At 60.3% G+C, this 25,946-nt stretch carries 21 protein-coding genes and 1 tRNA gene; 8 read left to right on the plus strand and 14 right to left on the minus strand.

Annotated features, from left to right (window positions below; all coding sequences use genetic code 11):
* Positions 1 to 231: 231 nt before the first annotated feature.
* Positions 232 to 1,071: a metal-dependent hydrolase gene (locus PEP31012_RS19190; RefSeq protein WP_150590894.1), complete on the minus strand. Its 840-nt coding sequence runs from the start codon at positions 1,069 to 1,071 to the stop codon at positions 232 to 234.
* Between the two features lie 157 nt (positions 1,072 to 1,228).
* Here PEP31012_RS19190 and PEP31012_RS19195 point away from each other — a divergent pair, with 157 nt between their 5' ends.
* A complete protein-coding gene (locus PEP31012_RS19195) occupies positions 1,229 to 1,879 on the plus strand; it encodes a TetR/AcrR family transcriptional regulator (RefSeq protein WP_246171383.1) in 651 nt (216 codons plus the stop codon).
* A 166-nt stretch (positions 1,880 to 2,045) separates the two neighbouring features.
* Here PEP31012_RS19195 and PEP31012_RS19200 read toward each other — a convergent pair whose 3' ends face one another.
* Positions 2,046 to 4,286: an NADP-dependent isocitrate dehydrogenase gene (locus PEP31012_RS19200; RefSeq protein ID WP_150590895.1), complete on the minus strand. Its 2,241-nt coding sequence runs from the start codon at positions 4,284 to 4,286 to the stop codon at positions 2,046 to 2,048.
* Between the two features lie 259 nt (positions 4,287 to 4,545).
* Between PEP31012_RS19200 and PEP31012_RS23735 the strand changes: the two genes are divergently transcribed.
* Positions 4,546 to 4,869, plus strand: a complete 324-nt coding sequence (locus PEP31012_RS23735; RefSeq protein ID WP_174978312.1) for a hypothetical protein — start codon at positions 4,546 to 4,548, stop codon at positions 4,867 to 4,869.
* A 157-nt stretch (positions 4,870 to 5,026) separates the two neighbouring features.
* Here the strand turns inward: PEP31012_RS23735 and PEP31012_RS19205 are convergent.
* The 4 genes from PEP31012_RS19205 to PEP31012_RS19220 all read right to left on the minus strand — a co-directional run bounded on the left by PEP31012_RS19205 (position 5,027) and on the right by PEP31012_RS19220 (position 7,523).
* Positions 5,027 to 5,101 (minus strand) — tRNA-Val (locus PEP31012_RS19205).
* A gap of 256 nt (positions 5,102 to 5,357) precedes the next feature.
* Positions 5,358 to 6,098, minus strand: coding sequence for a DNA polymerase III subunit epsilon (gene dnaQ / locus PEP31012_RS19210; RefSeq protein ID WP_150590896.1), 741 nt, complete (start codon positions 6,096 to 6,098; stop codon positions 5,358 to 5,360).
* A gap of 103 nt (positions 6,099 to 6,201) precedes the next feature.
* Positions 6,202 to 6,651 carry a ribonuclease HI gene (rnhA, locus tag PEP31012_RS19215; RefSeq protein ID WP_150590897.1) on the minus strand — a complete coding sequence of 150 codons (450 nt, stop codon included), beginning with the start codon at positions 6,649 to 6,651 and terminating at the stop codon, positions 6,202 to 6,204.
* Positions 6,652 to 6,662: 11 nt separating this feature from the next.
* On the minus strand, positions 6,663 to 7,523 hold the full coding sequence (locus PEP31012_RS19220) for a methyltransferase domain-containing protein (protein ID WP_150590898.1): 861 nt from the start codon (positions 7,521 to 7,523) through the stop codon (positions 6,663 to 6,665).
* A 14-nt stretch (positions 7,524 to 7,537) separates the two neighbouring features.
* Here PEP31012_RS19220 and gloB point away from each other — a divergent pair, with 14 nt between their 5' ends.
* The 3 genes from gloB (at position 7,538) to PEP31012_RS19235 (ending at position 12,736) form a co-directional block, all read left to right on the plus strand.
* Complete coding sequence (gloB, locus tag PEP31012_RS19225) at positions 7,538 to 8,365, plus strand: hydroxyacylglutathione hydrolase (RefSeq protein WP_150590899.1); 828 nt, start codon at positions 7,538 to 7,540, stop codon at positions 8,363 to 8,365.
* Positions 8,366 to 8,690: 325 nt separating this feature from the next.
* Positions 8,691 to 10,352: a transglycosylase SLT domain-containing protein gene (locus PEP31012_RS19230; protein WP_150590900.1), complete on the plus strand. Its 1,662-nt coding sequence runs from the start codon at positions 8,691 to 8,693 to the stop codon at positions 10,350 to 10,352.
* Positions 10,353 to 10,834: 482 nt separating this feature from the next.
* Entirely contained in the window at positions 10,835 to 12,736 is a 1,902-nt protein-coding gene (locus PEP31012_RS19235; RefSeq protein WP_150590901.1) for a propionate--CoA ligase, read from the plus strand.
* Between the two features lie 164 nt (positions 12,737 to 12,900).
* On the opposite strand, the gene PEP31012_RS19240 is transcribed toward PEP31012_RS19235, so the two are convergent.
* Positions 12,901 to 13,818 (minus strand): LysR family transcriptional regulator, encoded by a 918-nt coding sequence (locus tag PEP31012_RS19240; RefSeq protein ID WP_150590902.1) that lies wholly within the window; start codon positions 13,816 to 13,818, stop codon positions 12,901 to 12,903.
* Between the two features lie 217 nt (positions 13,819 to 14,035).
* On the opposite strand from PEP31012_RS19240, the gene PEP31012_RS19245 reads away from it, so the two are divergent.
* Together PEP31012_RS19245 and PEP31012_RS19250 are read left to right on the plus strand one after the other, a co-directional pair.
* The gene (locus PEP31012_RS19245) at positions 14,036 to 15,433 is read left to right on the plus strand and encodes a M20 family metallopeptidase (protein WP_150590903.1); all 1,398 of its coding nucleotides are present in this window, start codon (positions 14,036 to 14,038) and stop codon (positions 15,431 to 15,433) included.
* Positions 15,430 to 16,785 carry an MFS transporter gene (locus PEP31012_RS19250; protein ID WP_246171384.1) on the plus strand — a complete coding sequence of 452 codons (1,356 nt, stop codon included), beginning with the start codon at positions 15,430 to 15,432 and terminating at the stop codon, positions 16,783 to 16,785. The genes PEP31012_RS19245 and PEP31012_RS19250 overlap by 4 nt, the downstream gene beginning before the upstream one ends.
* A 341-nt stretch (positions 16,786 to 17,126) precedes the next feature.
* Here the strand turns inward: PEP31012_RS19250 and PEP31012_RS19255 are convergent, their stop codons facing one another.
* From PEP31012_RS19255 to PEP31012_RS19275, 5 genes are all read right to left on the minus strand, one after another.
* Positions 17,127 to 17,387 carry an immunity protein gene (locus PEP31012_RS19255; protein WP_150590904.1) on the minus strand — a complete coding sequence of 87 codons (261 nt, stop codon included), beginning with the start codon at positions 17,385 to 17,387 and terminating at the stop codon, positions 17,127 to 17,129.
* Positions 17,362 to 17,826 carry a hypothetical protein gene (locus tag PEP31012_RS19260; RefSeq protein WP_150590905.1) on the minus strand — a complete coding sequence of 155 codons (465 nt, stop codon included), beginning with the start codon at positions 17,824 to 17,826 and terminating at the stop codon, positions 17,362 to 17,364. The genes PEP31012_RS19255 and PEP31012_RS19260 overlap by 26 nt, the downstream gene beginning before the upstream one ends.
* A 9-nt stretch (positions 17,827 to 17,835) precedes the next feature.
* On the minus strand, positions 17,836 to 18,444 hold the full coding sequence (locus PEP31012_RS19265; protein ID WP_150590906.1) for a hypothetical protein: 609 nt from the start codon (positions 18,442 to 18,444) through the stop codon (positions 17,836 to 17,838).
* 230 nt (positions 18,445 to 18,674) lie between these two features.
* Positions 18,675 to 20,837 carry a hemagglutinin repeat-containing protein gene (locus PEP31012_RS19270; protein ID WP_150590907.1) on the minus strand — a complete coding sequence of 721 codons (2,163 nt, stop codon included), beginning with the start codon at positions 20,835 to 20,837 and terminating at the stop codon, positions 18,675 to 18,677.
* A gap of 187 nt (positions 20,838 to 21,024) precedes the next feature.
* Positions 21,025 to 21,267 (minus strand): hypothetical protein, encoded by a 243-nt coding sequence (locus PEP31012_RS19275; RefSeq protein ID WP_150590908.1) that lies wholly within the window; start codon positions 21,265 to 21,267, stop codon positions 21,025 to 21,027.
* Positions 21,268 to 21,549: 282 nt separating this feature from the next.
* Between PEP31012_RS19275 and PEP31012_RS19280 the strand changes: the two genes are divergently transcribed.
* Positions 21,550 to 22,569: an IS30 family transposase gene (locus tag PEP31012_RS19280; RefSeq protein ID WP_150590909.1), complete on the plus strand. Its 1,020-nt coding sequence runs from the start codon at positions 21,550 to 21,552 to the stop codon at positions 22,567 to 22,569.
* Between the two features lie 305 nt (positions 22,570 to 22,874).
* On the opposite strand, the gene PEP31012_RS19285 is transcribed toward PEP31012_RS19280, so the two are convergent.
* Both PEP31012_RS19285 and PEP31012_RS19290 read right to left on the minus strand, forming a co-directional pair.
* Positions 22,875 to 23,198, minus strand: a complete 324-nt coding sequence (locus PEP31012_RS19285) for a hypothetical protein (RefSeq protein ID WP_150590910.1) — start codon at positions 23,196 to 23,198, stop codon at positions 22,875 to 22,877.
* Positions 23,195 to 25,621, minus strand: a complete 2,427-nt coding sequence (locus PEP31012_RS19290; RefSeq protein WP_174978314.1) for a hemagglutinin repeat-containing protein — start codon at positions 25,619 to 25,621, stop codon at positions 23,195 to 23,197. Before PEP31012_RS19290 ends, PEP31012_RS19285 begins: the two co-directional genes overlap by 4 nt.
* Positions 25,622 to 25,946: the final 325 nt, after the last annotated feature.

Here is a 25,946-nt window from a genome sequence, read left to right on the forward strand (position 1 = left end):
TGCGCAGGAGAAGACGGTGTCATCGTGACGATGAGGCGGGGGAGTGCGGTGAGGCGGGGAGTGGGGGAGGGTGCGACGATGCGTTGACGCGTTTCGAGACGTCGGGCCGGTACCCGTTTTCCAAAGCGAATTTCGTGGAGCGACGAAAACGGGTGCCGGCCCGGCGGCCGACCGCAGGCGGTTGAGAGGGGTAGGCGCCGAGCAGCAGGAAAAACGAGACTCTAGCGCAAGTCAGCGAACCGCCCGCCAGTTGTCTTGATGCATCGCAAGCCACTTTTCGGCGAGCGCAGGATCGCCATGACGGTTCGGATGAAACGACGGCGCGAGGTACTTAAGCATCGGCCCGGTGCTGCACCAGACGACGCCGTCGCGCCCGAAGAACATCGTGGCGAATCCCCACCACGTACGGGGCTTGAAGAGTGTGCCGTCGTGCCACAGGTTATTGATCGTCTGCGCGTGACTCTCCAGTGCGAACATGAAAAGCACGTAGAGATACGTGAGAACGCGTTGGCGCTCACTGCCGCCGAGCGCGCGATAGAGATCGAACGCCACCGCCTTGTGCTCCGTTTCTTCGGCCGCGTGCCAGCGCCACATCAGGCGCATCTTCGGTTCGGCCTTCGCGAGCCAGCGGTCATAACGAAGGGCGCCGTCGCCGAATACCGCGGTGCAGTGCTCGTACGCGGCCGTCACGGCCAGCATGTACATCGGAGAGAGTTTGCGGCGACGTGCCCACTGAATGCGCGTTGTCGCCCAGTTCTCCCAGTGATTCACCAGCCCCTGCTTCGTCAATTGCGCGTTGTACTGACCATGCAGATGCCGATGCGTCGCCTCCTGTCCAATGAACTGGGCAATGTCGGCACGCAGCGTGTCATACCTTGGATCCGCAGGCAGACGATCCATCGTGTCGCGCACCGAATCAATGAACGATTGCTCGCCGACCGGAAAGCTCATCGACAGCGCGTTGTAATACATGGTGCGGTACGCATCGCCGCTGTGCCAGTGACGCGCGAAGCCACCGGCCAGATCGACAGTCAGCTTGCGTACGGTCAGGGCAGAAAGGTCATGGCTCATGGTGTCTTGCCGCTCAGGCGATGTTGAGGGAGTCGCAGTGCCGAGGTGGCGCACAGGAAGCGTTTCGTCACCATCGCTTGAACTTCACCGCGAATGTGAGCATTATTCATTTTTCCGGCATCTTGCCGCAACTCGCTTCCCGCTCAGGTTTTTCGATATGGCCACCCCCAAGCCGCCCGCGACCCAGAATGCCCCGTCCGCCATGCGAAAGCGGCCGATGCAGGCACGCGCACAACACACCGTCGAGACCATTTTCGAAGCCACCGCTCAGGTTCTCGACGAAGAAGGCGAAGCCGCGCTCACGACCAATCGCATCGCCCGCAAGGCCGGGTTCTCCATCGGTACCCTGTACCAATACTTCCCGACCAAGGAAGCGATTCTGCTGGCGATGATTGCGCGCGAGCGGCGCCGGGTGATGGACGAACTCAACGAGCGCATCGCCCGTGCGGCGGAAGAGGGCGCCGACCCGGAACGGGTGATTCGCGAGCGACTGCGCGTGCTCATCGAAGCCTTCGGCGCAGGCGGACGCGTGAAGCGTTCGCTCATCAAGATGGCGTGGCAGCTCGATCACCACGAGAACATCATGCAAGCCATGCGTGAGGCAGCGGAACATATCGCCGTCGCCATGTCGCGACGCGACGCGCCCGAAATGCGCCCGCCCACCGCCGCCACCGTCTTCGTGCTCACGCGCGCCGTCATGGGCACCCTGCGCTCAGCCGCGCTCGAAGATTCCCCCTTGCTTGGCACTCCCGAGTTCGAGGACGAGCTTTACCGGTTGTGCTGGGGGCTGTTGCGCGCGGACGGCTAAGGCCCCACGGGCGTCGAACTCCGGGCGGCGCTGCCCGGAAGTGCCCGGATTTGAAGATGAAGCAGACAACAAAAAAGCCGGCTTCTGCCGGCTTTTTTGTGGGTGCTACCGGGCGATCCTCGCAGACCGCCCGTGTCGTTCAACCTAAGTCGCCGTTATGGCGTCATTAGGCCTTCGCGATGCTTTCCAGCGCAGCGTTGAAGGTCTTGCTCGGACGCATGACCTGCTCGAGCTTCGCGAAGTCCGGCTTGTAGTAGCCGCCGATGTCCGTCGGCTTGCCCTGCACGTCGGAGAGTTCGCCCACGATGGCCTTCTCGTTCTCGGTCAGTTGCTTGGCGAGCGGCGCGAAGTGCTTGGCCAGATCGGCGTCGTCCGTCTGCCCGGCCAATTCCTGCGCCCAGTACATCGCCAGATAGAACTGGCTGCCGCGATTGTCCAACTGGCCGGTCTTCGGCGACGGACCCTTGTTGTTGTCGAGCAGCTTGCCCGTCGCTGCATCAAGCGTCTTGGCGAGAATCTTGGCGCGCTCGTTGCCCGTCTTGATGCCCAGGTCTTCCAGCGAAACGGCCAGCGCCAGGAATTCACCCAACGAATCCCAACGCAGGTGGTTCTCTTCCACCAGTTGCTTGACGTGCTTCGGTGCCGAGCCGCCGGCACCCGTCTCGTACATGCCGCCACCGGCCATGAGCGGCACGATCGACAGCATCTTGGCGCTGGTGCCCAGTTCCATGATCGGGAACAGGTCGGTCAGGTAGTCGCGCAGAATGTTGCCGGTCACCGAGATGGTGTCCAGACCGCGGATCACGCGCTCGAGCGTGTAACGCATGGCGCGCACTTGCGACATGATCTGGATGTCGAGGCCGCTGGTGTCGTAATCTTTCAGGTACGTTTCGACCTTCTTGATCAGTTCGGCTTCGTGCGGACGGTACGGGTCGAGCCAGAACACGGCCGGCATGCCCGAGTTGCGCACGCGGTTCACGGCGAGCTTCACCCAGTCGCGGATCGGCGCATCCTTGACCTGGCACATACGCCAGATGTCGCCGGCTTCCACGTTCTGCGAGAGCAGCACTTCGCCCGTCGCGATGTCGACGATGTTCGCCACGCCGTCTTCGGCGATTTCGAACGTCTTGTCGTGCGAACCGTATTCTTCAGCCTTCTGCGCCATCAGGCCGACATTCGGCACCGTCCCCATGGTGGTCGGGTCGAAGTTGCCGTTGGTTTTGCAGAAGTTGATGATTTCCTGATAGATGCGCGCGAAGGTGCTCTCCGGAATCACGGCCTTGGTGTCCTTCGGACGGCCATCGGCGCCCCACATCTTGCCGCCGATGCGGATCATGGCCGGCATCGAGGCGTCGACGATCACGTCGTTCGGCGCGTGCAGGTTCGAGATGCCCTTGGCCGAGTCGACCATCGCCAGTTCCGGACGGTGCTCGTGGCACGCGTGCAGATCGCGAATGATCTCTTCGCGCTGCGAGCTCGGCAGCGACTCGATCTTCTCGTACAGGTTCACGAGACCGTTGTTGACGTTCACGCCCAGTTCGTCGAACAGCTTGCCGTGCTTCTCGAAGGCGTCCTTGTAGAAGATCTTCACGGCGTGGCCGAACACGATCGGGTGCGAGACCTTCATCATGGTGGCCTTCACGTGCAGCGAGAACATCACGCCGGTCTTGCGCGCGTCTTCCATCTGCTCTTCGTAGAAGTCGCACAGCGCCTTCTTGCTCATGAACATGCTGTCGATGATTTCGCCGTCGAGCAGCGAGACCTTCGGCTTGAGCACGATCGTCTTGCCGCTCTTGGTGACGAGTTCCATCTTGACGTCACGGGCGCGGTCGAGCGTCATCGACTTTTCGCCGTGGTAGAAGTCGCCATGCTTCATGTGCGCCACGTGCGTGCGCGATGCCATGCTCCACTCGCCCATGCTGTGCGGGTGCTTCTTGGCGTAGTTCTTGACGGCGAGCGGGGCGCGACGATCCGAGTTGCCTTCACGCAGCACCGGGTTCACGGCCGAGCCGAGGCACTTCGAGTAGCGCTTCTGGATGGCCTTCTCTTCGTCGGTCTTCGGGTCTTCCGGATAGTCCGGCACCTTGTAGCCCTTCGATTGCAGTTCCTTGATCGCGCTCTGGAGCTGGAACACCGATGCGCTGATGTTCGGCAGCTTGATGATGTTCGTATCCGGATCTTGCGTCAGACGGCCCAGCTCGGCGAGGTTATCCGGCACGCGCTGGTCTTCCGTCAGGAATTCGGGGAATTCGCCAAGGATTCGGCCCGCGACCGAGATGTCGCTGGTCTCGATCGACACGCCTGCCGGTGCGGCGAACGTGCGGATGATCGGGAGGAACGCGCTGGTGGCCAGAAGCGGGGCTTCGTCGGTCAGGGTGTAAATGATGCTGGGTTGCTGCGTACTCATCGCTGGTCTCGGATTCAAGAATCAGGGAAAGGTGGGGGAACGCCGCCGACTGGGGTAACAGTCCGCTAGCCATGACGAATTTTTCCGATTGTGACACGGGTCGGGGGCAAAACTGAAATGCCTTTTCGTAATGTGAATGCTCGAGTCTTATATAAGACTGGCACTGAAGGTCCCATGAATTCGTGGAAATGCCCGCAGGGTGGGGCGCCGCTACCTGAAAGCCGCGCGACAATGCGACTAAGAATGACTGCAATTTGCATTGGATTTTTCAATTGATAGAAATAATCTATTAAAAAGCAGCCGAAAGTCGGCTCGGTGGCCGGAAATTCCGAGAAAAACACGCAAACGTTATCCGCGTTTATTCTCCGATGCCGATGCCGATGCCGATGCCGATGCCGATGCCGATGCCGATGCCGATGCCGCGACGGACGCCGAGGCAGACACTAAGGCAGACACCGAGGCAGACACCGAGGCAGACACCGAGGCAGACGTGGAGTTAGCCTCCGACACCGAGGGTGTGGTGCTCAGCCTTTCATGGCCGGAGGCACGTGCATGGACGCTGCTTGTCCGTGTCAGAAGATAGTGGGGATGGCGCTGACGCGAGGGGGGATGGCAGTGGTAACGAGGCAGCGATGGGGCTTCACGCGCGCTTTTCCAGCAACGGGAAGACAGTGACGCGCATGCCTTCGATTCGGACGCCGAATGCAAAAAGGGCCGACGAATCGTCGGCCCTTCGAATCTGGTGGGTGGTACAGGGATTGAACCTGTGACCCCTGCCGTGTGAAGGCAGTGCTCTACCGCTGAGCTAACCACCCAAATCATTAACTAAATCAATGATTTAGTGCTGATTGCTGAAGTTTTTGTTTCGCAATCAGGAGCAGAACTTTAACTGTTTTCGCAGAAGTCTGCAACCTTTCTTTTGTTCTTTTTTGCTGCCGCCGTGACGATATCTCTCGATCACTTCACGCCGTTCTTGCGATGACTCGCAAGCAGCAAAGACCGCAATTATAGGGATGTTTTCTTCGCTTGGGAAGACCATTGTGCGAATTTCCCGTGGCGCCCTGCGCAAACTCACGCCGCCGGTGCCGCGTCGCCTTCCGGGGCGGCCGGTTCGGTGCGCCACACGCACGTCCCTTTCATCCCCTTGTCGATGTCGTTGAGTACACCGGCATGTTGCGCCACCTCGTCGTCCGCCGCCGCAATCACGGGCAGGTCGAACTGACGCAGTGAGATCTTTTCGCGATGCGCGCCCGTGTCGCTGTTGTCGCCGTCGCCCATTTCGATGACGAGACTCTCCTGACCGCGCGTCATGGCGAGATACACGTCGGCAAGCAACTCCGCGTCGAGCAATGCGCCGTGCAACGTGCGGTGTGCATTGTTGACGCCGAGACGCTCGCAAAGCGCGTCCAGCGAATTGCGCCGACCGGGGAACATCTCCCGGGCACGCAGCAGCGTGTCGATCAGGCCCGAGCAGTGCTGCATGAAAGGCGGCCAGCCAAGGCGGCCGAACTCCATGTCCAGAAAGCCCAGGTCGAACGCCGCGTTGTGGATGATGATCTCGGCGTCGCGGCAATACTCGCGTAACTCTTCCGCAATCTCGGCGAACTTGGGCTTGTCGGAGAGGAATTCGGTCGTCAGTCCGTGCACCGCCAATGCGCCCGGATCGCTGTCGCGCTCGGGGTTGATGTAGAAGTGCAGGTTGTTGCCGGTCAGGCGGCGATTGACCAGTTCGACGCAACCGATTTCCAGCAGACGGTCGCCCGTTTTGGCATTCAGGCCGGTGGTTTCGGTATCGAGGATCAGTTGTCGCATGCTGTTCGATGAATCTCGTGTGCTTTCGGAATTGACGCGCTGCGGGCCGTGACGCCTCACGCAATGCGCGGATGATGCTCAAGCGGGGCCGTTCGCCGCCGCCTCACTGGCCGCGACGCAGACTTTCCACGCCACGATTGGCCAACTGGTCGGCGGCCTCGTTGCCGTCGTGCCCGGCGTGACCCTTCACCCAGCGCCAGTCGATCTCGTGCTTTTGCGAGACGGCGTCGAGCGTCTGCCACAGGTCGGCGTTTTTTACCGGCTCCTTGGCGGTGGTTTTCCAACCGCGGGCCTTCCAGCCGTGAATCCACTCGCTGATGCCTTTCTGCACGTACTGCGAGTCGGTGTGCAGCACCACGCGGCAGGGCTTGTTCAGGGCTTCGAGCGCGCGAATGACGGCCAGAAGCTCCATGCGGTTGTTGGTCGTGTTGGCTTCGCCGCCGAACATTTCCTTGCGGTGTTTGCCCGCGACGAGCAGGGCACCCCAGCCGCCGGGGCCGGGATTGCCTTTGCAGGCACCGTCGGTGTAGATCTCAACTTGCGGCAAGGTCATCTCTCAAACAATCAATCGGGCGTGTCGGCCGCTTCCGCCATCTGGCGATGCGTGGTGTTGGGGGTGGCCACCGGTGCCGCCGCCGGCTGGAGGCCGAGTATACGCTTGCGCACTTTGCCGACCAAGCGCATGCCGCGCACACGCTTGACCGCACGCACCGCATAGAGCGCGCCAAAGATCGGCCACCAACGGTCGCCGGCCGGTTCCATGAACTCGAAGCGCTGCAGCCAATGCTCACCGCGCAGGGGCGGGCGATAGCAGCCGAAACGACCGCGATCGATGTCGAAGGACAGCAGCTTGAGCCAGTCTTTCAGTCGCGTGAAGGCGATGAGATCGGCGCCGGGCGGCAGGAACGGCGCGCCGGCCAGTCGGCCCAGCTCCTCGCGCGCACCCCACAGGCTCAGATTGTTGAAGCCGGTGATGATGACCTGTCCCTCGGGCACGAGAATGCGCTCGACTTCACGCAGGATATCGTGCGGATTCTCGGCAAACTCGAGCACGTGCGGCAGCACCACGAGATCGGTGCTCGCCGTGGCGATGGGCAACTCGTCGAAGCGGCTCACGAGAATATCGCGCGCGACCATGTCTGGCGCGCCCGCGTGGCACGATGGCGTGCCGCCAGTCGTGTCGCTGGCCGCCTTGGTCACGAGCGGCGGGGCGTCGGGGCTGCGCGCCGCCGTCAGGACGAGACCGCGATAAGGCATGCGGTTCTCGCGCAGCGTATCCAGTTCTGGACGGCCGAGCTGCAGCGCGTGATAGCCGAACAGATCCCCGACCCACTGGTCGAAAAGGGTCTGTTCCCATGCGAGCGCGTAGCGGCCTGGCGGTGAGACGAGCCAAAGGGGCCAGTCTATAATCGGACGTTCTGACATGGTGGCGAGTATATATGGATGCGCACGCAGATGCGGTAAGCGAGGCGTCGGCCGGAACATTGACCGTCTTCCCCGTCCCCGCGTTCCAGGACAATTATCTCTGGGTCATCGACAACGGCAAAGATGCCGTGGTGGTCGACCCGGGCGACGCCGCACCGGTGCTCGCCTATCTCGACGCGCGCGGCCTCACGCTGCGCGCCATTCTCATCACGCACAAGCATGCCGATCACATCGGCGGTGTCGAGGCGCTGCTCGATCGGTTCGACGTTCCTGTGCACGGTCCGGCCGGCGAAGCGATCGCCTGTGTCAATCATCCGCATGTCGGCGGCGAGACGGTTCACATCGCCGCCCCGGCCTTGACGCTGGAGGTGATCGACGTGCCCGGCCATACCGCGGGACACATCGCTTATTTTCTTGGGGCAGGCACCGCAGGCGCACCGCATCTGTTTTGTGGCGACACGCTGTTCTCGTGCGGTTGCGGACGCCTGTTCGAGGGCACGCCCGCACAGATGCTCGCCTCGCTGGATACGCTCGCCGCGCTGCCTCCCGCCACGCTCGTGCATTGCGCGCACGAATACACGCTGTCGAACCTTCGCTTCGCGCTGGTGGTCGACCCCGATAACGCGGCACTTGTCGCGTGGCATCGGGACGCCACGGCGCTTCGCGCTGGCGGCCGTCCCACATTGCCCACGACGCTGGCCCAGGAGCGTGCGACGAACCCCTTCCTGCGTAGCGACGCACCCGCGGTCATCGCGGCGGCGGAGCGCCATGCGGGGCGCGCGCAGCTGTCCCGCGAGGCGGTATTCGCTACCGTGCGCAGCTGGAAGGACAGCTTCCGTTGAACGTGACTCTGCCATGCTGTCAACAGCATGGCGTGGCATGACATTGTCACAAAGCAGACGTTGACAGGTTCACTCACACCTGCTCAGCCTTACAGCATCCTCGCGCTGAGATGTTTTGGTTGCGCGTCGATCGCATCGGGTACGTCGTCAGGACGTCTCGTTTCAGCCACATCGCGATGCATCAAGATCAGGGATAACCCTCGAAATTGGGGTGTTTTTGCGTAAATTTTGCGAAAAAAATAGGCAGAATGGTTGACGCATCTGAAGGGTTTCCTTACCATCCTTGCCAATTTCATGAAGATGCAACCCAATTCGAGCCCGATCAATGCGACTTATCGTTAGCTTGCTACTGACGCTGCTTCTGGCGGCGTGTGCCGGCACAGCACCGACCAACGGTGTGTCGAGTTCCACGCCGACGGCGCAAGGCAACTCGCCTCTCGTCACGTCCGCCAAAGGCAAGCAGCGCGTCTCAAGCGATCAGACCATTGACCTCGACAACGACTCGATCAACGACCTGGCCTACGGCAGCGACGACGCCGATCTCTGGTCACGCATCCGTCACGGTTTCGCCATCCCCGATCTGGACACCGACCTCGCGCAGGACCGCACACAGTGGTACGCGCAGCGTCCCGAATATGTCGAGCGCATGATCGAGCGCTCGAGCAAGTACCTGTTCCACATCGTTGAAGAACTCGAGCGGCGCCACATGCCGACGGAACTCGCGCTGTTGCCGTTTGTGGAGAGCGCGTACAACCCGCAGGCGCTTTCGACGGCCAAGGCCGCGGGGATGTGGCAGTTCATTCCAAGCACCGGCAAGACTTACAACCTCAAGCAGAACATGTTCCAGGACGAGCGCCGCGACGTGCTCGCCTCGACGACCGCAGCCCTTGACTACCTCTCCAAGCTCTACGAGATGTTCGGCGACTGGCAACTGGCGCTCGCGGCCTATAACTGGGGCGAGGGCAACGTGCAGCGCGCCATCGACCGCAATCAGGCGCAAGGGTTGCCGACCGATTACCTGAGCCTGCGCATGCCGACCGAGACGCGTTACTACGTGCCAAAGCTGCAGGCGATCAAGAACATCATTGCGCACCCGGAAATCTACAACGTGACGCTGCCGGAGATTCCGAATCACCCGTACTTCGTCAGCGTGACCACCAAGCGCGACATCGACGTGGCATTGGCCGCGAAGCTGGCCGACCTGCCGCTCGACGAATTCCGTGCGCTCAATCCGTCGTTCCGCAAGCCCGTGATTCTGGGTGCGGCGCAGCCGAAGATTCTCCTGCCGTTCGATAGCGCCGAAGTGTTCCAGCGCCGTCTGAAGGGCTATGACAAGCCGCTCTCGAGCTGGACGACGTACACGTCGGCATCGCGCGAGCGCCCGGAAGATGTGGCGCGCAAGCTCGGTGTCGACGCCGCCATCATCCGTTCGGTCAACAACATTGCGCCGCGCATGCGCCTCAAGGCGGGCTCGACGTTGCTGGTGCCTCGCTCGGACGACATTGATCAGGACATCAGCGCATCGGTAGCACGTAATGCCGTGCTTGCGCTGGAGCCGGACATTCCCGATACGCGCAAGGTGATGGTGCGGGCTCGCAAGCACGACACACTGGCTCGCGTGGCCGCACGCAGTGGCGTGAGCGTTGCGCAGATCAAGAGCTGGAATCGTCTGCGTCGCGATACGCTGACGTCGGGCCAACTGCTGGTGCTCCACGTACCGGTCAAGGAGGCTTCGCGCGTGATCGCCGCGGTCGACGGGCCGGCGGCCAAGGATGGCACTGAAGCCCCGCGTACGCGTCTGGTGCGGGGCAAGCACGGCAAGATGATTCGCGTGGTGGAGCGTCGTCCGGCGCTCAGTCAGGCCAAGACGACCAAGGCGGCCCGGACCAAGGTGGCCGCGAAGGCGCCGGCCAAGCGGGTGGTCAAAACGGCCGCGAAGCCTGCAGCCAAGGTAACCTCGAAGGTCACCCGTACGGCACAGCGCTGAGCCATAACATCGACTTCGCGCGGCGATCGGCCAGTCGCCGAAGTACCGAAGCACCGTACCACCCAACGCCTGTGAGGATTCCCACCTCGTGGGCGTTTGTCTTTGTGGTCGCCAACGTCACATTGCGCCGCTTTGCCCAAGCGGCATGTCGGTGCGTTGGTAGCGCACGGCACACCAACGTCCCGGCAACGGGCGTCCGCGGCATCCCCGATCCGGTCTGACTCCGCGTATTCCCCTAGCATTTGCGCGCGTAGGCGTGCCCGTCCGGTAAGCCTTCCGTAAGCGTCAACGCGCACACTGAGCGCGAGGCACGGCACCCGTGTCCGACGATTTCATTGCACCGAAACGCATTGATGGTCGATGGCAACTCGCCGTTCGACCCTGCCGGCCCGATCCGGCGCCGCGACATCCCCGTACCCCACCGGCACCGTCGATTGGGTATGCCGGGCGCGCGAGCCAATCCCTATATGCAAGGAGACACCATGACGTCGTATGCATCGTTTCATGCCCGCTCGATTGCCCCGGATTCGCGGGCAGCCTTCTGGGAGGAGCAGGCCCGTCTGATCGACTGGGAGACACCTTTCACCCAGGTGCTCGACTACGACAAACCTCCGTTCGCGCGATGGTTCGTCGGCGGCCGAACCAATCTGTGCCATAACGCCGTCGATCGCCATTTGCCGTCGCGTGGCTCGCAGAATGCGCTGATCTGGGTGTCGACGGAGACCGAGCAGGAGCGCGTCTACACGTACGACGAATTGGCGGCAGAAGTCAATCGCATGGCGGCGTCGCTGCAGTCGCTGGGCGCTGCGCGCGGCAAGCGGGTGCTGATCTACATGCCGATGGTGCCCGAGGCCCTGTTCGCCATGCTCGCGTGCACGCGGCTCGGTGCGATTCACTCGGTGGTGTTCGGCGGCTTCGCCTCGGTCAATCTGGCGGCGCGCATCGATGACGCGCAACCGACCGTCATCGTTTCGGCCGATGCCGGCTCGCGCAACGGCAAGGTCGTGCCCTACAAGCCGCTGCTCGATGAAGGCATCGCGCTCGCGCAGCACAAGCCGTCGAAGGTGTTGCTGATCGACCGGGGGCTGGCGCCGATGACGCGCGTGGCCGGCCGCGATGTCGACTACGCGCCGTTGCGCGAGCAGTATCTCGACGCCGCCATTCCCTGCGAATGGCTCGAGTCGAGCGAGCCGTCCTACGTGCTCTATACCTCGGGCACGACGGGCAAGCCGAAGGGCGTGCAGCGCGACACCGGGGGGTATGCGGTCGCGCTGGCGGCGTCGATGCAGCACATCTTCTGCGCGAAACCGGGCGACACGATGTTCTGCGCGTCGGACATCGGCTGGGTGGTGGGGCACAGCTATATCGTGTATGCGCCGTTGCTCGCCGGCATTGCGACCGTGATGTATGAGGGCACGCCCATCCGACCCGATGGCGGGATCTGGTGGCGCATCGTCGAGAAATACAAGGTCACGCAGCTATTCACCGCACCGACGGCCATTCGCGTGCTCAAGAAGCAAGACCCGGCCTATCTGACCAAATACGACCTCTCGTCGCTCCGGCTGATCTTTCTCGCGGGCGAACCACTCGACGAGCCCACGGCGCGGTGGCTCACCGACGGCGTGGGCAAGCCCGTCGTCGACAACTACTGGCAAACGGAGACCGGCTGGCCGATTCTCGGCATGGCGCGCGGCGTGGAGGTCTTGCCGGGCAAGCTCGGGTCGCCGGGCAAGCCGGTGTATGGCTACGACGTGAAGCTCGTCGACGAGGTGACCGGTGAGGACTGCGGACCGAACCAGAAGGGCGTGCTGGCCATCGAAGGGCCGCTGCCGCCGGGATGCATGAGCACCGTCTGGGGAGACGATGCTCGCTTCGTCAAGACCTACTGGCAGACGGTGCCGGGCCGCACGCTGTATTCGAGCTTCGACTGGGGCGTGCGCGATGCGGACGGCTATTACTTCATTCTTGGACGCACCGACGATGTGATCAACGTGGCTGGTCACCGGCTCGGTTCGCGTGAGATCGAGGAGAGCATCGCGAGTCACGCGGCCGTGGCGGAAGTGGCGGTCATCGGCGCGCAGGATGCGTTGAAGGGACAGGTGGCGATGGCGTTCGCGGTGTTGCGTCAACCCGAGTTGGTGGCTACGCCGGAGGCGCGTCTGGCACTGGAGGGCGATGTCATGAAGACGGTGGACAAGCAGTTGGGGGCGGTGGCGCGCCCGGCGCGCGTGTTCTTCGTCGCGATGCTGCCGAAGACGCGTTCCGGCAAGCTGTTGCGTCGTGCCATCCAGGCCATCTGCGAAGGCCGCGAAACGGGCGATCTGATCACGCTGGAAGATCCGGCCGCGCTTGATCAGGTGCGCGATGCGGTGAAGGGCGTGTAGTTCGCACCGCCATGGGCACGGCGCACGCGCGTGCCCATGGCGGTGTCTCGCCCCCCGGCATGACATCAGCCTATTAGGACGACCTACCCGACTTACCCAATCCACCCGATGCGGCGGCTGCACCCGCTGCACCCAATTCGGCCAATTAACCCGATTCAGCTGCGTTAGCCGAAGGGTTTGTCGAGAATTTCGGGCGCGCGAATGGCGTCGATCAGCAGGCCGAGAAACGCTTCGACAGGGGCGGGCAGGGTGCGTCCGGCCATCGTCTGCACTTGCAGAGAGCGTTGGTGCAGCGCCGGATTTCGAATCGGGATCGCGACGAGTCCTTCCGGGGCGAGCCGGCTGCGCACGGTGAGCAGGCCGGTCAGTGTGACGGCGTTGCCCGAGCGCACGAAGCTGTGCAGCGAGGCGTGATAGTTGCTCACGAACACCGGTTCGAACAGCAGGCCTTCGAGAATGCAGCACAGGTCGAACATCTGGCGGATGGTCACGCCGGCATTCGATAGCGCCATCGGGTAGGGCAGCAAGTCGGCCAGTGCGATGTCGCGTCGTTTGGCCAGCGGGTGCTGCCTGGCCATCAAGGCATAGATCGGTGCCGGCTGCGTGTGAACGACCTGCACCCCTTTTTCCGGGGCGACGCTGAAGCACACGGCGATATCCGCTTCGCCGTCGCGCACGCGCTCCGTGGCGACGAACGGCGAGACAACATCGAGCAGAAAGTGCGCGCCAGGGTATGTTTCGCGAAAGCGTGCGAAGACCTGTGGCAGGAAGTCCCGCGCGACACCTTCCGCACTGGCGATGCGAATCGTCGCGCGCCCCGCTTCCGACAATCCCCGGATTTCCGACGTGACGCGCTCCGCATCGAGCAGCATGCGACGCGCATGATCGGCAAGCAACTCGCCCGCCTCACTCAACACCATGCCGCGTGGACGACGTTCGAACAACGGCGTACCGAGATCTTCCTCGAGCTTCGCGATCTGACGGCTCAAGGCGGAGACGGCCACATGCAGGCGCTCGGAGGCGCGGCTGAGCGAGCCGGTACGAGCGACTTCGAGAAAGTAGCGTAGCGCGTGTGTTTGCATGGGCGGATGGGCGGGCGGTGCCGCCTGTTGCGTGGGAATTGGCGCTGCTTTCTGCTTTGCCGAAATGGCAAAGAAACCTTCGAAATATTATCATTGTTGTCAAAATTACCCCCTCCTAGAATGGCCTCACCGGTTGTACTGCAGCGTGCTACCGACACGCGTCGCAGTGTGTGCGAGACAGGCAGCCGTGCCCTCAAAAGCCATCTGGAGACAAGCAGTGACACGTAGCGCAGCAATTTCCCAAGCCACCGCCCAATACGATTCGGGCGCGTTCCTCGATACGCTCAACCGCCGCGTCGCCTACAAGACCGAGAGTCAGGAGGCGAACAGCGGCGACGTCCTTAACGCTTATCTCGCCGACGAGATGACGCCCGCGCTGGCGGCGCTCGGCTTTACGTCGCGTATCGTGCCCAACCCGGTGCCGGGCGGCGGCCCGTTTCTGATTGCGCAACGTCACGAGAGCGACGATGCGCCCACGGTCCTCACTTACGGTCACGGCGACGTGGTGCGAGGCTACGACGCGCAGTGGCGCGACGGACTGAAGCCGTGGGAGATCGTCGTTGAGGGCGATCGCTGGTACGGGCGTGGCACCGCCGACAACAAGGGGCAGCACACGATCAACCTCTCGGCGTTGGCCGAGGTGCTGGCGTTACGTGGCGGCAAGCTTGGCTACAACGTGAAGATGATCGTGGAGATGGGCGAGGAGATGGGCTCGCCGGGGCTGCATGCGATTTGCGAGCAACTGCGTGACGAACTGCGGGCCGATGTGCTGATCGCCTCCGACGGGCCGCGACTGGCCGCCGAACATCCGACGGTGTTTCTCGGCTCGCGCGGCCTGGTCAACTTCAAGCTCAGTCTGAATTTGCGCGACGGTGGGCATCACTCGGGGAACTGGGGTGGGCTGTTGCGCAATCCTGGCGTCGTGCTCGCGAACGCGATTGCGTCAATTGTCGACGGCAACGGCAAGATTCTTGTCGACGGCTTGCGTCCGCCGGCGGTGCCGGCGTCGGTGCGTCGCGCGCTTGCTGGGCTGGAAGTGGGGGGCGGGCCGAACGATCCCGAGGTCGACGTCGATTATGGCGAGCCGGGATTGACGCCGACGGAGCGCGTGATCGGCTGGAACAACATTGAAGTGCTGGCGTTCAAGACCGGCAATCCGGAAAAGCCCGTCAACGCGATTCCGCCGTATGCCTATGCGCACATGCAGATTCGCTTCGTCGTCGGCACTGACTGGGAGCGGCTGGGCGAGATCTTGCGTGCGCATCTCGACGCGCACGGGTTCCCGATGGTCGAGGTGGAGGTCGAGCGCGGCGTAATGGCGACGCGTCTCGATCCGGAAGATCCGTGGGTGCTGTGGGCGTTGGCGTCGATGCGCGAGACGACCGGCAAGCCGCCGGTGCTGCTGCCGAATCTGGGGGGCACGCTGCCGAACGACGTGTTCGCGGACGTCCTGGGGTTGCCGACGCTGTGGGTACCGCACTCGTACCCGGCCTGTTCGCAGCATGCGCCGGACGAGCATCTGCTGGGATCGGTGGCGCGCGAGGCGTTGCAGATCATGGCGGGTCTGTTCTGGGATCTGGGGGAAGTCGATCTGAAAGAGGGGAAGCCGCGATGAACAGCTCGGTGACCGCCGCTGGGGCGGATCAAACGAACGGTGCGTTGAGTGCCGGCAACGAGGGGGCGCGTGCGGACGTGCCCGTGTACAAGCTGATTGTCGCGACGTCGATCGGCAATGCGCTCGAGTGGTATGACCTGATCGTCTACGGTTACTTTGCCGTGACGATTTCCAAGTTGTTCTTTCCGGCGCACGATGCGACGGTGTCGCTGCTCATGGCGCTGGGGACGTTCGCGTTGTCGTATCTTGCGCGTCCGCTGGGGGCATTTGTGCTCGGCGCGTATGCGGACCGCTGTGGGCGTCGTGCGTCGTTGATGTTGTCGATTGCGATGATGACCTTGGGCACGGGGCTGATCGCCTTCATGCCGACGTACGCGGCGATTGGGGTTTGGGCGCCGATGGGTATTTTCTTGTCGCGCTTGCTGCAGGGGTTCTCGGCGGGTGGCGAGTTTGGTAGCTCGACGGCATTTCTCGTCGAGCACGTACCGAACCGGCCGGGCTTCATGTCGAGCTGGCAGTTTGCGAGTCAGGGGGCGAGCACGTTGCTGGCGTCGGCGTTCGGGGCGGTGCTGACCGGGGCGTTGACCCAGCCGCAACTGGAATCGTGGGGATGGCGGATTCCGTTCCTGTTCGGGATGCTGGTCGGGCCGATCGGGCTTTACATCCGGAAATACGTGGACGAGACGCCGGCGTTTGAGCATGACGTGGCGCGCAAGCGCCAGGCGCAGGCGGTGGGCGACGATGCGGGCACATCGCCGGTGCGGGAGGTGTTGCGCACGCAGAAGTCGCGCCTGTTGGTGTCGATTGGGGCGCTGGTGCTGACGACGACGGCCAACTACATGATCTTGTACATGCCGACATACGCGACGAAACAGTTGGGATTGCCGCCGGCGCAGGGCTACATTGCGACGCTGGTGACGGGCTTCGTCATCATGACGCTGACGCCGTTCGTCGGTCATTGGTCGGACAAGGTGGGGCGTATTCGCATTATGCTGGCGGCGGGGACACTGTTCTTCTTCACGGTGTATCCGGCGTTTGCGTACATGAATGCACATGCGTCGCTGCTGACGATGATGGTGGTGATGCTGTGGGTGGGCACGTTGAAGGCGGTGTACTTCGCACCGATTCCGGCGTTGATTTCGTCGTTGTTCCCGACACGAACGCGGGCGACGGGCATGGCGGTCGGGTACAACCTGGGTACGACGATCTTTGGCGGCTTTACCCCGCTGGCGGTGGCGTGGTTGATTGCGTCGACGGACAACAAGCTCGCGCCGGGGATGTATCTGATGGTGGGGGCGGTGGTGAGTCTGACGACGCTGCTGATCGCCAAAACGCGGATGGGAGTGCGCTGAGGCGGGACGATTGACTGTGGAATGAAGAGGCGCCCGGCGGCGTCGCGTGTGAGGGATGCATGCGAGGCGGTCGTGGCGCCTTTTTGGTTTCGTGGTGCGGGGAGAGATGCCAATTTTCTTGGCTTGAATTCCGCTAGTTTCCATGAAATCCATGTGCTCATGCTTCCGAATAGACTTATGCAGCAGGCGGATTTCAATGAGTAGATTATGTCATCTGTGTTGAAGATAAACTCCGTTGTGAGTGCGACGGAAGATAAGCAACGGTCGCGGCGGCTGCAGCTTTTTTTCGACGTCTCGTCAATTCGTTTGAGATAATTTTTAAATTTTTCTTGAGTTTTTTGTCATTCTGGGCGTTTATTGTTTTTTGATGATTCATTTATTTTTGCTGAAATCCAAATTCCAGCTCCTGTTGGGATGCCGGCGGCGATTCCAGCTTTCAATGAGAAAAAGACATCCTCCATATCTATGTTAAGGTAACCAATTTTGTTGATGAATGTTGCTGCGATTAGCAGGCTGATGGCGGCTGTCATGCAGGTAAATAGTGTTGTATAAAGAAGTGCTAGAATGAAAAGCATTTTAATTGTTGCTAGTTGTGGTTTCATCTTTTTCCGTTGCAAGGTTCTTGTCGATTCGATTGGTTACAACTTCCGTGGTAAGTGCAGCGCCGATTGATCCGGCGATTTCGGATGTGAGAACGTTGTTTATTAATGGTGCAGTACTTTTGGAGATCATATTTGCGACTCCAGTGCCAACAACGCTTCCCGCACCAGCGGAAGTTGCCGCTTCGATTGGATTTGTCCCCTTAATGGTCGCGCCAAGGGCCGCACCACTCGCAGTCGTGGCCGTGGTCGCGACAATGCCCCGACCTTGAGTTGCCGCTCCGGTTGCAATTGCAACAAGGACATCGACGGTGCTCATTTCTTGCTTTCCATCGAGTGTTCGCTGGACTATGACGTTAGTTGTTCCACCAATAGCCGCACCCGCCGCCACGCCGGCCAAGGTCGCTGTGGCTCCACCAGCGATGGACGGTGCTGCGGCCATGAGCGTTGCCTAATTTTTCAACAACGCTGTCGCAGGCTGAGCCGCAACCGTCCCCAATCCGCGGAGCAAGTCTGTCTGAGCTTGCTGAATGTCTTCAGCGGATGCACCGTTCTTCGCCATGAATTCGCCCAGCGACGTCGAGGCAGCTCCGGCCCTTACGATCCCCTGCGGAAGCTCGAACTGATTGTTCTCCAGCTCTAGCCTTGACGCGATGCTCGCTGCGGTGGCATTTCCACCCGTTCCGGCTGTAATGCCGGCGACGAGCGATTCGATCAGGTTCATTCGAGCTTCCTTCTCGGGCTGTGGGAGCCCGTCATTGCTGGTATCCGCGACGGCGTTAAGCAAATTGCCGAGAACCACACTCGCCGCCCCGCCCATTGCCCCTGCGCCACAGTTGCTCCCGACGGCTGCTGCACCGGCACAGCCAACGATCCCATGCAACGCAGTGCGTGCCGTCTCGCTCTTGAGGTCGCCGGCGATCTCCTTGACCTTTTCCACCGCAAGCGTCTGCAGATAGCTCACGGCGGCGCGCTGCAGGAATTCGCCTGTGCCAGCGGTGACGTTTCCTCCCGCAGCCGCTGCGATCACTCTGACGATCTGGTTGCTACTCGGTATCATCTTCTGAAGTCTTAATTTTCTTCAAAAACCATGTTCCAATTCCAATTGGAATGCCTGCTGCTATTCCTGCTTTCGCCGAAGAAGTGACGTCGTCGAAAGAAAGGTAGAATGTTCCAGTTTTTATAAAAAAATAGGCGTAAACTAGGGTCTTTGTTGTTAGCATGATTGTGAAAAAAACAACCATAAAATATATTATTAGTATTGTTAAATTAATTGTGTTTTTTATCATTTTATTTTTTATTTATAATTTCTTGAATTGTCGTCGTAACTCCTTCGGCCACGAACGAACCACCTGCCGCTCCAACGGCATCTGACACTGCTCCCCGCTTTATAGATTCGGTAATGACAGCACCTGCGCGATTACCAACTCCTGCGCCAATCGTTGCGCCGATGACGGGGGCCGCGATTTCCTCCTGCTTTATGATTGCCCCTATCGCCGCGCCACTGGCACTTGTTGAGACGGTTGCCACGATGCCTTTGCCTTGAGTAGCCGCTCCCGTAGCGATTGCCACCAGTACATCGACCGTATTCATATCTTTTTCGCCGTTGAGTGCTAGTTGAACTAGGGCGTTTGACGTTCCGCCAATGGAGCCGCCAACCGCGATGCTTGCCAATGTCGCTGTAGTGCCACCGGCTATTGACGGGGCAGAACCCATAAGAATTGCCCAATTTTTCAGCAACGCCGTAGCAGGCTGAGCCGCATCCGTTCCCAATCCGCGGAGCAGGTCTGTCTGAGCTTGCTGAATTTCTTCAGCGGATGCGCCATTCTTCGCCATGAATTCGCCCAGCGACGTTGAGGCGGCTCCGGCTCTCACGATCCCCTGCGGAAGCTCGAACTGATTGTTCTCCAGCTCCAGCCGTGACGCGATGCTCGCTGCGGTGGCATTTCCACCCGTTCCGGCTGTGATGCCGGCGACGAGCGATTCAATCAGGTTCATTCGGGCTTCCTTTTCGGGCTGCGAGAGCCCGTCATTGCTCGTATCTGCGACGGCGTTAAGCAAATTGCCGAGAACCACACTCGCCGCCCCGCCCATTGCCCCTGCGCCACAGTTGCTCCCGACGGCTGCCGCACCGGCACAGCCAACGATTCCATGCAAGGCAGTGCGTGCCGTTTCGCTCTTGAGGTCGTCGGCGATCTCCTTGACCTTTTCCACCGCGAGCGTCTGCAGATAGCTCACGGCGGCGCGCTGCAGGAATTCGCCTGTGCCAGCGGTGACGTTTCCTCCGGCAGCCGCTGCGATCACGGTGACGATCTGGCGATATCGTCCGCCCGGCGCCCACCTCGCTGCGTCGTCAAGTTGCCGGTCCAACTCCGCAATCCTTGTCGGATCGGTCTCGTTCTTGCGGGCCGCTTTTAGCGCCTCGTATTCCTTAGCCCGATTCCCCACAAACGTCCCCACCTCGCGCTGCAGCGTCCGCATGATTTCGAAGCTGGTTTCGATTTGCTCCTTGTCGAATTTGTTGGCGAGTGCGCCGCTTCCGTCCTTGTCCGATGACACGTCGCGATTGACAGCGGCTACGGTTTCCTCGGCCGTCTTGCCGGTTCGTTCCAGTTGGCTGGCCTCGTTGGTAATTTCGATCACGCCCGCGCTGATACCGCTGCGCGTCGTGCTCGATGCGCTATCACCGGCTGCCACCACCACCGGCGGCGCCACGCTCACCGCTCCCGTCTTCGGCAACTCGCTGCCGGGTGTGGCGTTCGCGCCAGTCTGCGCATCCCCCTTCTGGTCCGTGCCGACTTTGGCGTTCTCCCCGCCGCCCGTGCTGATACCGCCGCCCAGGCTGATGCCGAAGGCGTCATACTCTGCGTGGTTTTCTATGTCGCGCGTCGTCAACGAGCCGGTTTTCAGACGGTTCCTATTCTCGTCAGCAGCCTTGTCGGTCGACGTGATAACGGCACCCGTCAGATCGGTGTTGCCTTTGACGGTGACATCGAAGCCGCCATCGCCCGCCTTGATCCCCGACTGCTCCGTGACGCTGGCGAAATCGCTGTTGATCTGCTGATGGCTGACGTTAATGCTGCCGGACGCACCACCAAACCCAACGGTGACACTGCCGTTGATCGACTGATCCTTCGATGCATAGGCACTCGTGTCCTGCAGGCTTTCGATGTTCAAATCGCCGCCGACATTGGCCACGACTCGCTCGCCGACCACCGTGCCGCCCCGAATGTTCGTGTCGCCGCCAGAGACGATCTCGGCCACGCCGCCCGCCGTGATATGGCTGGACCGGTTCGTCACGTCCTTGCCGTCCGCCTTGCCGCGCGACGCGCTGGCGTTGGCCGTCACCCCCATCGACGTGCCATTGGCGCCCATGGAAATGCCCAACCCGATACCGCCCGAGACGCCGCTTGATGTACGGTGATGCTCCGAGGTGTCCGCCGCCGCGAGAATGTCGAGCGTGCCGAAAAGTCTGTCTTGGAGGGGGCAAGATAGTTGATGTCAATTTTTCTTGCTCAGTCAACTAGTTCATTGAAAAGGGGGCACGACTTCTTCGCTAATTTCCTTGGTTTTATGAATATCCCACCGCATGCGAACTAGTGACGATGTATCTGTTGAATCATCTTTCCTATTGATTGAATTATTTGTTTCTACTGTGTTCTTCTATTTTTGTTAAAATCCAGGATCCAATTCCGAGTGGTATTCCCGCGGCTAAGCCAGCCTTTGCTGAGTAAGTGAAGTCTTCAATTCCAAAAGTAAATTCTCCATTTTTTATGAATACGTATATTGAAATAATGAATCGAATGGCTAGTACCATTGCTGCTAGAATTGAGCAGGATCCTGCAATGAAAATCGTTATTTGACTTGCGTTACTTTTCTTCATTTCTTTCCTCGGCTGTCATCCATTTTTTTCTGGATAGTGGTAGTTGTTACCTCAGAAATGAGCGATCCAGCTATTGCTCCGAAGGCGTCTGATACGGCGGGTGTCGCCACGCTTCGTACTTCGTACCGATCCGCCGAAAGCCGTGCCGGCCCGTACCCCAACGGCGGCGCCAATGGACGCACCTATGACACCCTAGTCTCCAGTTTCAAGTGCAACACCCCGAATGAGGTAGCCTAGTCTCCAGTTTCAAGTGCAACACCACGAATGAGGTAGGGTGTTGTGATGAAGAAGTACAAGCATCTGAGCGCGGAAGAACGGGCGATCATCATGATCGAGCATGGCAAAGGCAGCAGCACAAGAGCTATTGCCCGATTGCTTGGACGCAACGCGTCGAGCGTTTCGCGTGAACTGGCGCGCAACATTGACGCGAGCACGCCGTGCTACGACGCGACGCGCCCTGCAACGGCGTACCGCGTCCGTCGCCAAGGCAGCGTGCGTCGGCGCAAACTGGTGGCGGGGCATGCGCTGTATCAACACGTGCATAACCGGCTTGTGTACTGGCGCTGGTCGCCGCAGCAGATTGCTGCCAGACTTCGTCGGATGTACCCCGATGACCTCGACCAACGTATCAGCCATGAAACGATTTACGCCGCGATCTATGCTCATCCACGTGGCGGGCTCAAGCAGGCAATGATCGAGGCCCTGCGTCAGGAAAAGCCTGCGCGCGGGCGCCGACGCACGAGCAATGCTCAACGTAGTTTTGTGCCAGAGGAACTGCGTATCGTGCATCGGCCCGAACAGATCGAACTGCGGCAGTGGCCTGGGCATTGGGAGGGCGATCTCATCAAAGGCGCTTTCAATCGTTCTTGCGTGGGCACGCTGGTGGAGCGCAAGACGCGCTTCGTGGTGCTGTGCCGTATGGACGGCTGTACGGCCCTGGACGCATTGGAGGGTTTCACGCGCCAGATGAAGAAGCTGCCGGCGTTTCTGCGCGAGAGTCTCACGTACGATCGGGGCACGGAAATGACTTGTCATGTCGAACTGTCCAAGCGATTGAATCTCGATATCTGGTTTGCCGATCCGCACGCGCCCTGGCAGCGTGGCAGCAACGAGAACAGCAACGGCTTGCTGCGCCAGTTCTTGCCAAAGGGCATAGATCTCTCGAGCGTCAGCCAGACACAACTCAACGACATTGCCAAATTGCTCAATGGACGGCCGCGCCAGACACTCGACTGGAACACGCCCGAGGAAGCAATGGCCAAGGAATTGGAAAAGGCTGGATTAGCTCAACGTTGCACTTGACTCTTGAGACCGCCCTTCATATGAGCCGCGAACAACAACTCCTGACGGACCTCACGACCGTCATCCATTGACTTTGCGCAGTCACTCAAACCAATTGTGGCGTACGTGACTACCCCGTCCCAAGGCGAGTTACCAGACCTTGCCACTTGAATACGTGCACGGCTGACATTTGCCTGACTCTCGGAGCGCTCCCCCCCCATCCATATTGGATACTCCCGCGATACTGTTCCAGATGGCCGACTATTGACATATCAGTTTCCTGCAGACGACGTCGCAATCACCGTGATGGACTAAATCATCATTGGTTATGTTGGATTGTTTAAGGACGGGGGATCGAGTCGAATCTGCAACTCCTGCGCAATTTTCTGTGCGATGTGCTCACCACTTTTTGTTGTTGATATGTAATTCCCATAACCGTCATCATGTGCCAGCTTGAACGCTTGGCCATCGATACGTAGACTGCAAACACGAGAGCCTGGTCCGTCAAACTGATTAATTATTTCTGCTTGAAAGTATTGTTCAAGAAATAATCGTAGTGAGTCGAAATGATCCCAGTTTGGGGCGGCTATTACGTCGATTTCCAGTTTTTCGTCGAATTCTCGATAAAGAATTGCGGGTTGTTTTTTCATTGATTTTTCCTTTTTATTCCAAGTAATTGATCTACAGAAGCATTTGATCGCCCGGAACTTCCGAGAATGTATGACCAAATGTCATCGCCAGTGAAGCCGAGTTCGCGAGCTCGATGAATTACTTCAGATAAGGTTTTGGGTGCATCTAATGAGTTCGCTTTTTCTTGATCGATCATTAATGTACGAGCTCTCATCTTTGCTTCGTTTCTTAGTCGAAATGCCTCCAGCGCGCGTTCACGTAGTGACGCATTCGGATCTAATTTACTCGGAATTTCTTCCAATTGTGCGTGGTACCAGCGGCGTGTGTCTTCATCGCTTAACGATTGTGGTGGGGGCGAACCATCATCACTCAACATTGGGTCGAAAATGATAGGGCCGCTAATTGGAGTGGCAATGACGGTTAGTTCTTTCTCCCCCTGATCCGGCGTCCCGGTAATCGTAGCCCCGCGCTCGCCTTGATCCGGCGTACCAATGATCGTTGGCCCTTTCGCTCCCGTGTCTGGCGTCCCTGTGACGGTGACGCCGCGCGGGCCTTCGTTGGGCGTTCCCATGACGTTATCGTCGTTTGCGCCGTCGCCGATGACTCGTGCGACAACACCGTCAACGATCAATTGATTCGAGCAAGCCAGTCCTGAGATCGCGCACGCGGCTTTGGTCAGCGCGTCCTTCAGCCGTTCAGCGACGTTTCCGCTTGCGGAGGGTGTGGTGGCGCGGCCCGCAGACGTTGGATCGATGTCGTCGCTATCGCGCCCGCCGCGCGTGCCTCCCTCTGGGCCTAGTGGCCCGCCGGTATGACGAGGTGGCGGCGGGACGACCCTGACCCCCAAGGTATTGTTCTCTGCCTCTGTCTTTGCACTGATCGACGCAGTGGCAACGTCCCCTCCGACGCCAGCCGTCACTCCAGCCACGATGGACGTGATGAGATTGACCCGCGCCTCACGCTCGGATTGGGAGAGGTCTTGCCTGGATTTGTCACCCGTTGCGAGCAGGCTACCTAACAGCGATCCGGCGGCGGCACCCATCGCACCCGCATCGCAGTTCCCACTGGAGGCCGCGCCACCCGCGCAACCGGTCACTGCATGCAACGCGGCTTTCGATGCGGGATCGAGGTTTTCGCCGAGCGTCTTGATCTCCTTCGCCGCGAGACCTTGCAGGTAGTTCACCGTGGCACGAGTTGCCATCTCTCCGGCCGCGCCTGTGACATTGCCGCTGATGCCCGCTGTGATGGCGCTGACGATCAGACGGTAGTCGCCACCGGGTCCCCATTTCGTTGCGTCGGCCAGTTGTGAGTCCAGCTCGGCCCGCTTGTTCGGATCTGTCTCCTTATCGCGCGCCTTTTTCAGCTCATCAGCCTCCTTAGCCCGATTCCCCACAAACGTCCCCACCTCGCGCTGCAGCGTCTGCATGATTTCGAAGCTGGTTTCGATCTGCTCCTTGTCGAATTTATTGGCGAGTGCGCCGCTGCCATCCTTGTCCGATGACACGTCGCGGTTGACGGCGGCTACGGTTTCTTCGGCTGTCTTGCCGGTTCGTTCCAGTTGGCCGGCTTCATCGGTGATCTCGATCACGCCCGCGCTGATACCGCTGCGCGTCGAGCTCGATGCGCTATCACCGGCCGCCACCACGACCGGCGGCGCCACGCTCACCGCTCCCGTCTTCGGCAACTCGCTGCCCGGTGTCGCGGTTGCGCCAGTCTGCGCATCCCCCTTTTGATCCGTCCCGACTTTGGCGTTCTGCCCGAAGCCCGCGCTAATGCCGCCACCCAGGCTGACGCCGAAGGCGTCGTACTCTGCGTGGTTTTCCACATCGCGCGTCGTCAACGAACCGGTTTTCAGACGGTTCCTATTCTCGTCAGCCGCCTTGTCGGTCGACGCGATAACGGCACCCGTCAGATCGGTGTTGCCTTTGACGGTGACATCGAAGCCGCCATCGCCCGCCTTGATCCCCGACTGCTCCGTGACGCTGGCGAAATCGCTGTTGATTTGCTGATGACTGACGTTGATGCTGCCGGACGCACCACCAAACCCAACGGTGACACTGCCGTTGATCGACTGATCCTTCGATGCATAGACACTCGTGTCCTGCAGGCTTTCGATGTTCAAATCGCCGCCGACATTGGCCACGACTCGCTCGCCGACCACCGTGCCGCTCCGAATGTTCGTGTCGCCGCCCGCCACGATATGGCTGGACCGGTTCGTCACGTCCTTGCCGTCCGCCTTGCCGCGAGACGCACTAGCGCTTGCCGTCACCCCTATCGGTGGGGTGTTGGCTCCCAAGGAGACAGCCACCCCGATACCGCCCGAGACGCCGCTTGATGTACGGTGGTGCTCCGAGGTGTCCGCCGCCGCGAGAATGTCGAGCGTGCCGTCGGACGTGAGCTTGGCGTCCTTCCCGGCGTCGATCTCGCTGCCGCGAATGAGCAACGACGACTGATCGCCATCTCCGGCGGCCGCGATTGCACATTACATTCCGATTGAGGGATTTATCGCCACGTCCGCGACCTAAATCATCGCCAACAAGAATGATTGTTAGCCAACGAAAAACGTTATTTTTAGTGATTTTATGTCGAGAATGCCTCGTGATTATCAAAAAAATCACAAATATCGTCCATGGCTTTGTTTACAAAATTGTCGCAAATCATCTTATCCTCAATGGTGCGGAAGTCAAAAAATATATGTCGTCTCACATTTTTCATTGCTCGCATGTCATTATTAATTAGAATGTTTTTTGATCTGTTTATTTCCTTGT

The sequence above is a fragment of the Pandoraea eparura genome (assembly GCF_902459725.1).
In the GTDB taxonomy this organism is placed as follows: Bacteria; Pseudomonadota; Gammaproteobacteria; order Burkholderiales; family Burkholderiaceae; genus Pandoraea; species Pandoraea eparura.

What these genes read in the sequence shown, in the direction of transcription:
- PEP31012_RS19275 (WP_150590908.1), bottom strand. Translation starts at nt 21,267, where the DNA reads ATGAAGAAAAGTAACGCAAGTCAAATAACGATTTTCATTGCAGGATCC.
- PEP31012_RS19255 (WP_150590904.1), bottom strand. Translation starts at nt 17,387, where the DNA reads ATGAAACCACAACTAGCAACAATTAAAATGCTTTTCATTCTAGCACTT.
- PEP31012_RS19240 (WP_150590902.1), bottom strand. Translation starts at nt 13,818, where the DNA reads ATGCAAACACACGCGCTACGCTACTTTCTCGAAGTCGCTCGTACCGGC.
- rnhA (WP_150590897.1), bottom strand. Translation starts at nt 6,651, where the DNA reads ATGACCTTGCCGCAAGTTGAGATCTACACCGACGGTGCCTGCAAAGGC.
- PEP31012_RS19200 (WP_150590895.1), bottom strand. Translation starts at nt 4,286, where the DNA reads ATGAGTACGCAGCAACCCAGCATCATTTACACCCTGACCGACGAAGCC.
- PEP31012_RS19220 (WP_150590898.1), bottom strand. Translation starts at nt 7,523, where the DNA reads ATGTCAGAACGTCCGATTATAGACTGGCCCCTTTGGCTCGTCTCACCG.
- PEP31012_RS19260 (WP_150590905.1), bottom strand. Translation starts at nt 17,826, where the DNA reads ATGGCCGCAGCACCGTCCATCGCTGGTGGAGCCACAGCGACCTTGGCC.
- PEP31012_RS19190 (WP_150590894.1), bottom strand. Translation starts at nt 1,071, where the DNA reads ATGAGCCATGACCTTTCTGCCCTGACCGTACGCAAGCTGACTGTCGAT.
- PEP31012_RS19195 (WP_246171383.1), top strand. Translation starts at nt 1,229, where the DNA reads ATGGCCACCCCCAAGCCGCCCGCGACCCAGAATGCCCCGTCCGCCATG.
- PEP31012_RS19250 (WP_246171384.1), top strand. Translation starts at nt 15,430, where the DNA reads ATGAACAGCTCGGTGACCGCCGCTGGGGCGGATCAAACGAACGGTGCG.
- PEP31012_RS19285 (WP_150590910.1), bottom strand. Translation starts at nt 23,198, where the DNA reads ATGAAAAAACAACCCGCAATTCTTTATCGAGAATTCGACGAAAAACTG.
- dnaQ (WP_150590896.1), bottom strand. Translation starts at nt 6,098, where the DNA reads ATGCGACAACTGATCCTCGATACCGAAACCACCGGCCTGAATGCCAAA.
- PEP31012_RS19235 (WP_150590901.1), top strand. Translation starts at nt 10,835, where the DNA reads ATGACGTCGTATGCATCGTTTCATGCCCGCTCGATTGCCCCGGATTCG.
- gloB (WP_150590899.1), top strand. Translation starts at nt 7,538, where the DNA reads ATGGATGCGCACGCAGATGCGGTAAGCGAGGCGTCGGCCGGAACATTG.
- PEP31012_RS19230 (WP_150590900.1), top strand. Translation starts at nt 8,691, where the DNA reads ATGCGACTTATCGTTAGCTTGCTACTGACGCTGCTTCTGGCGGCGTGT.
- PEP31012_RS19280 (WP_150590909.1), top strand. Translation starts at nt 21,550, where the DNA reads ATGAAGAAGTACAAGCATCTGAGCGCGGAAGAACGGGCGATCATCATG.
- PEP31012_RS19265 (WP_150590906.1), bottom strand. Translation starts at nt 18,444, where the DNA reads ATGATACCGAGTAGCAACCAGATCGTCAGAGTGATCGCAGCGGCTGCG.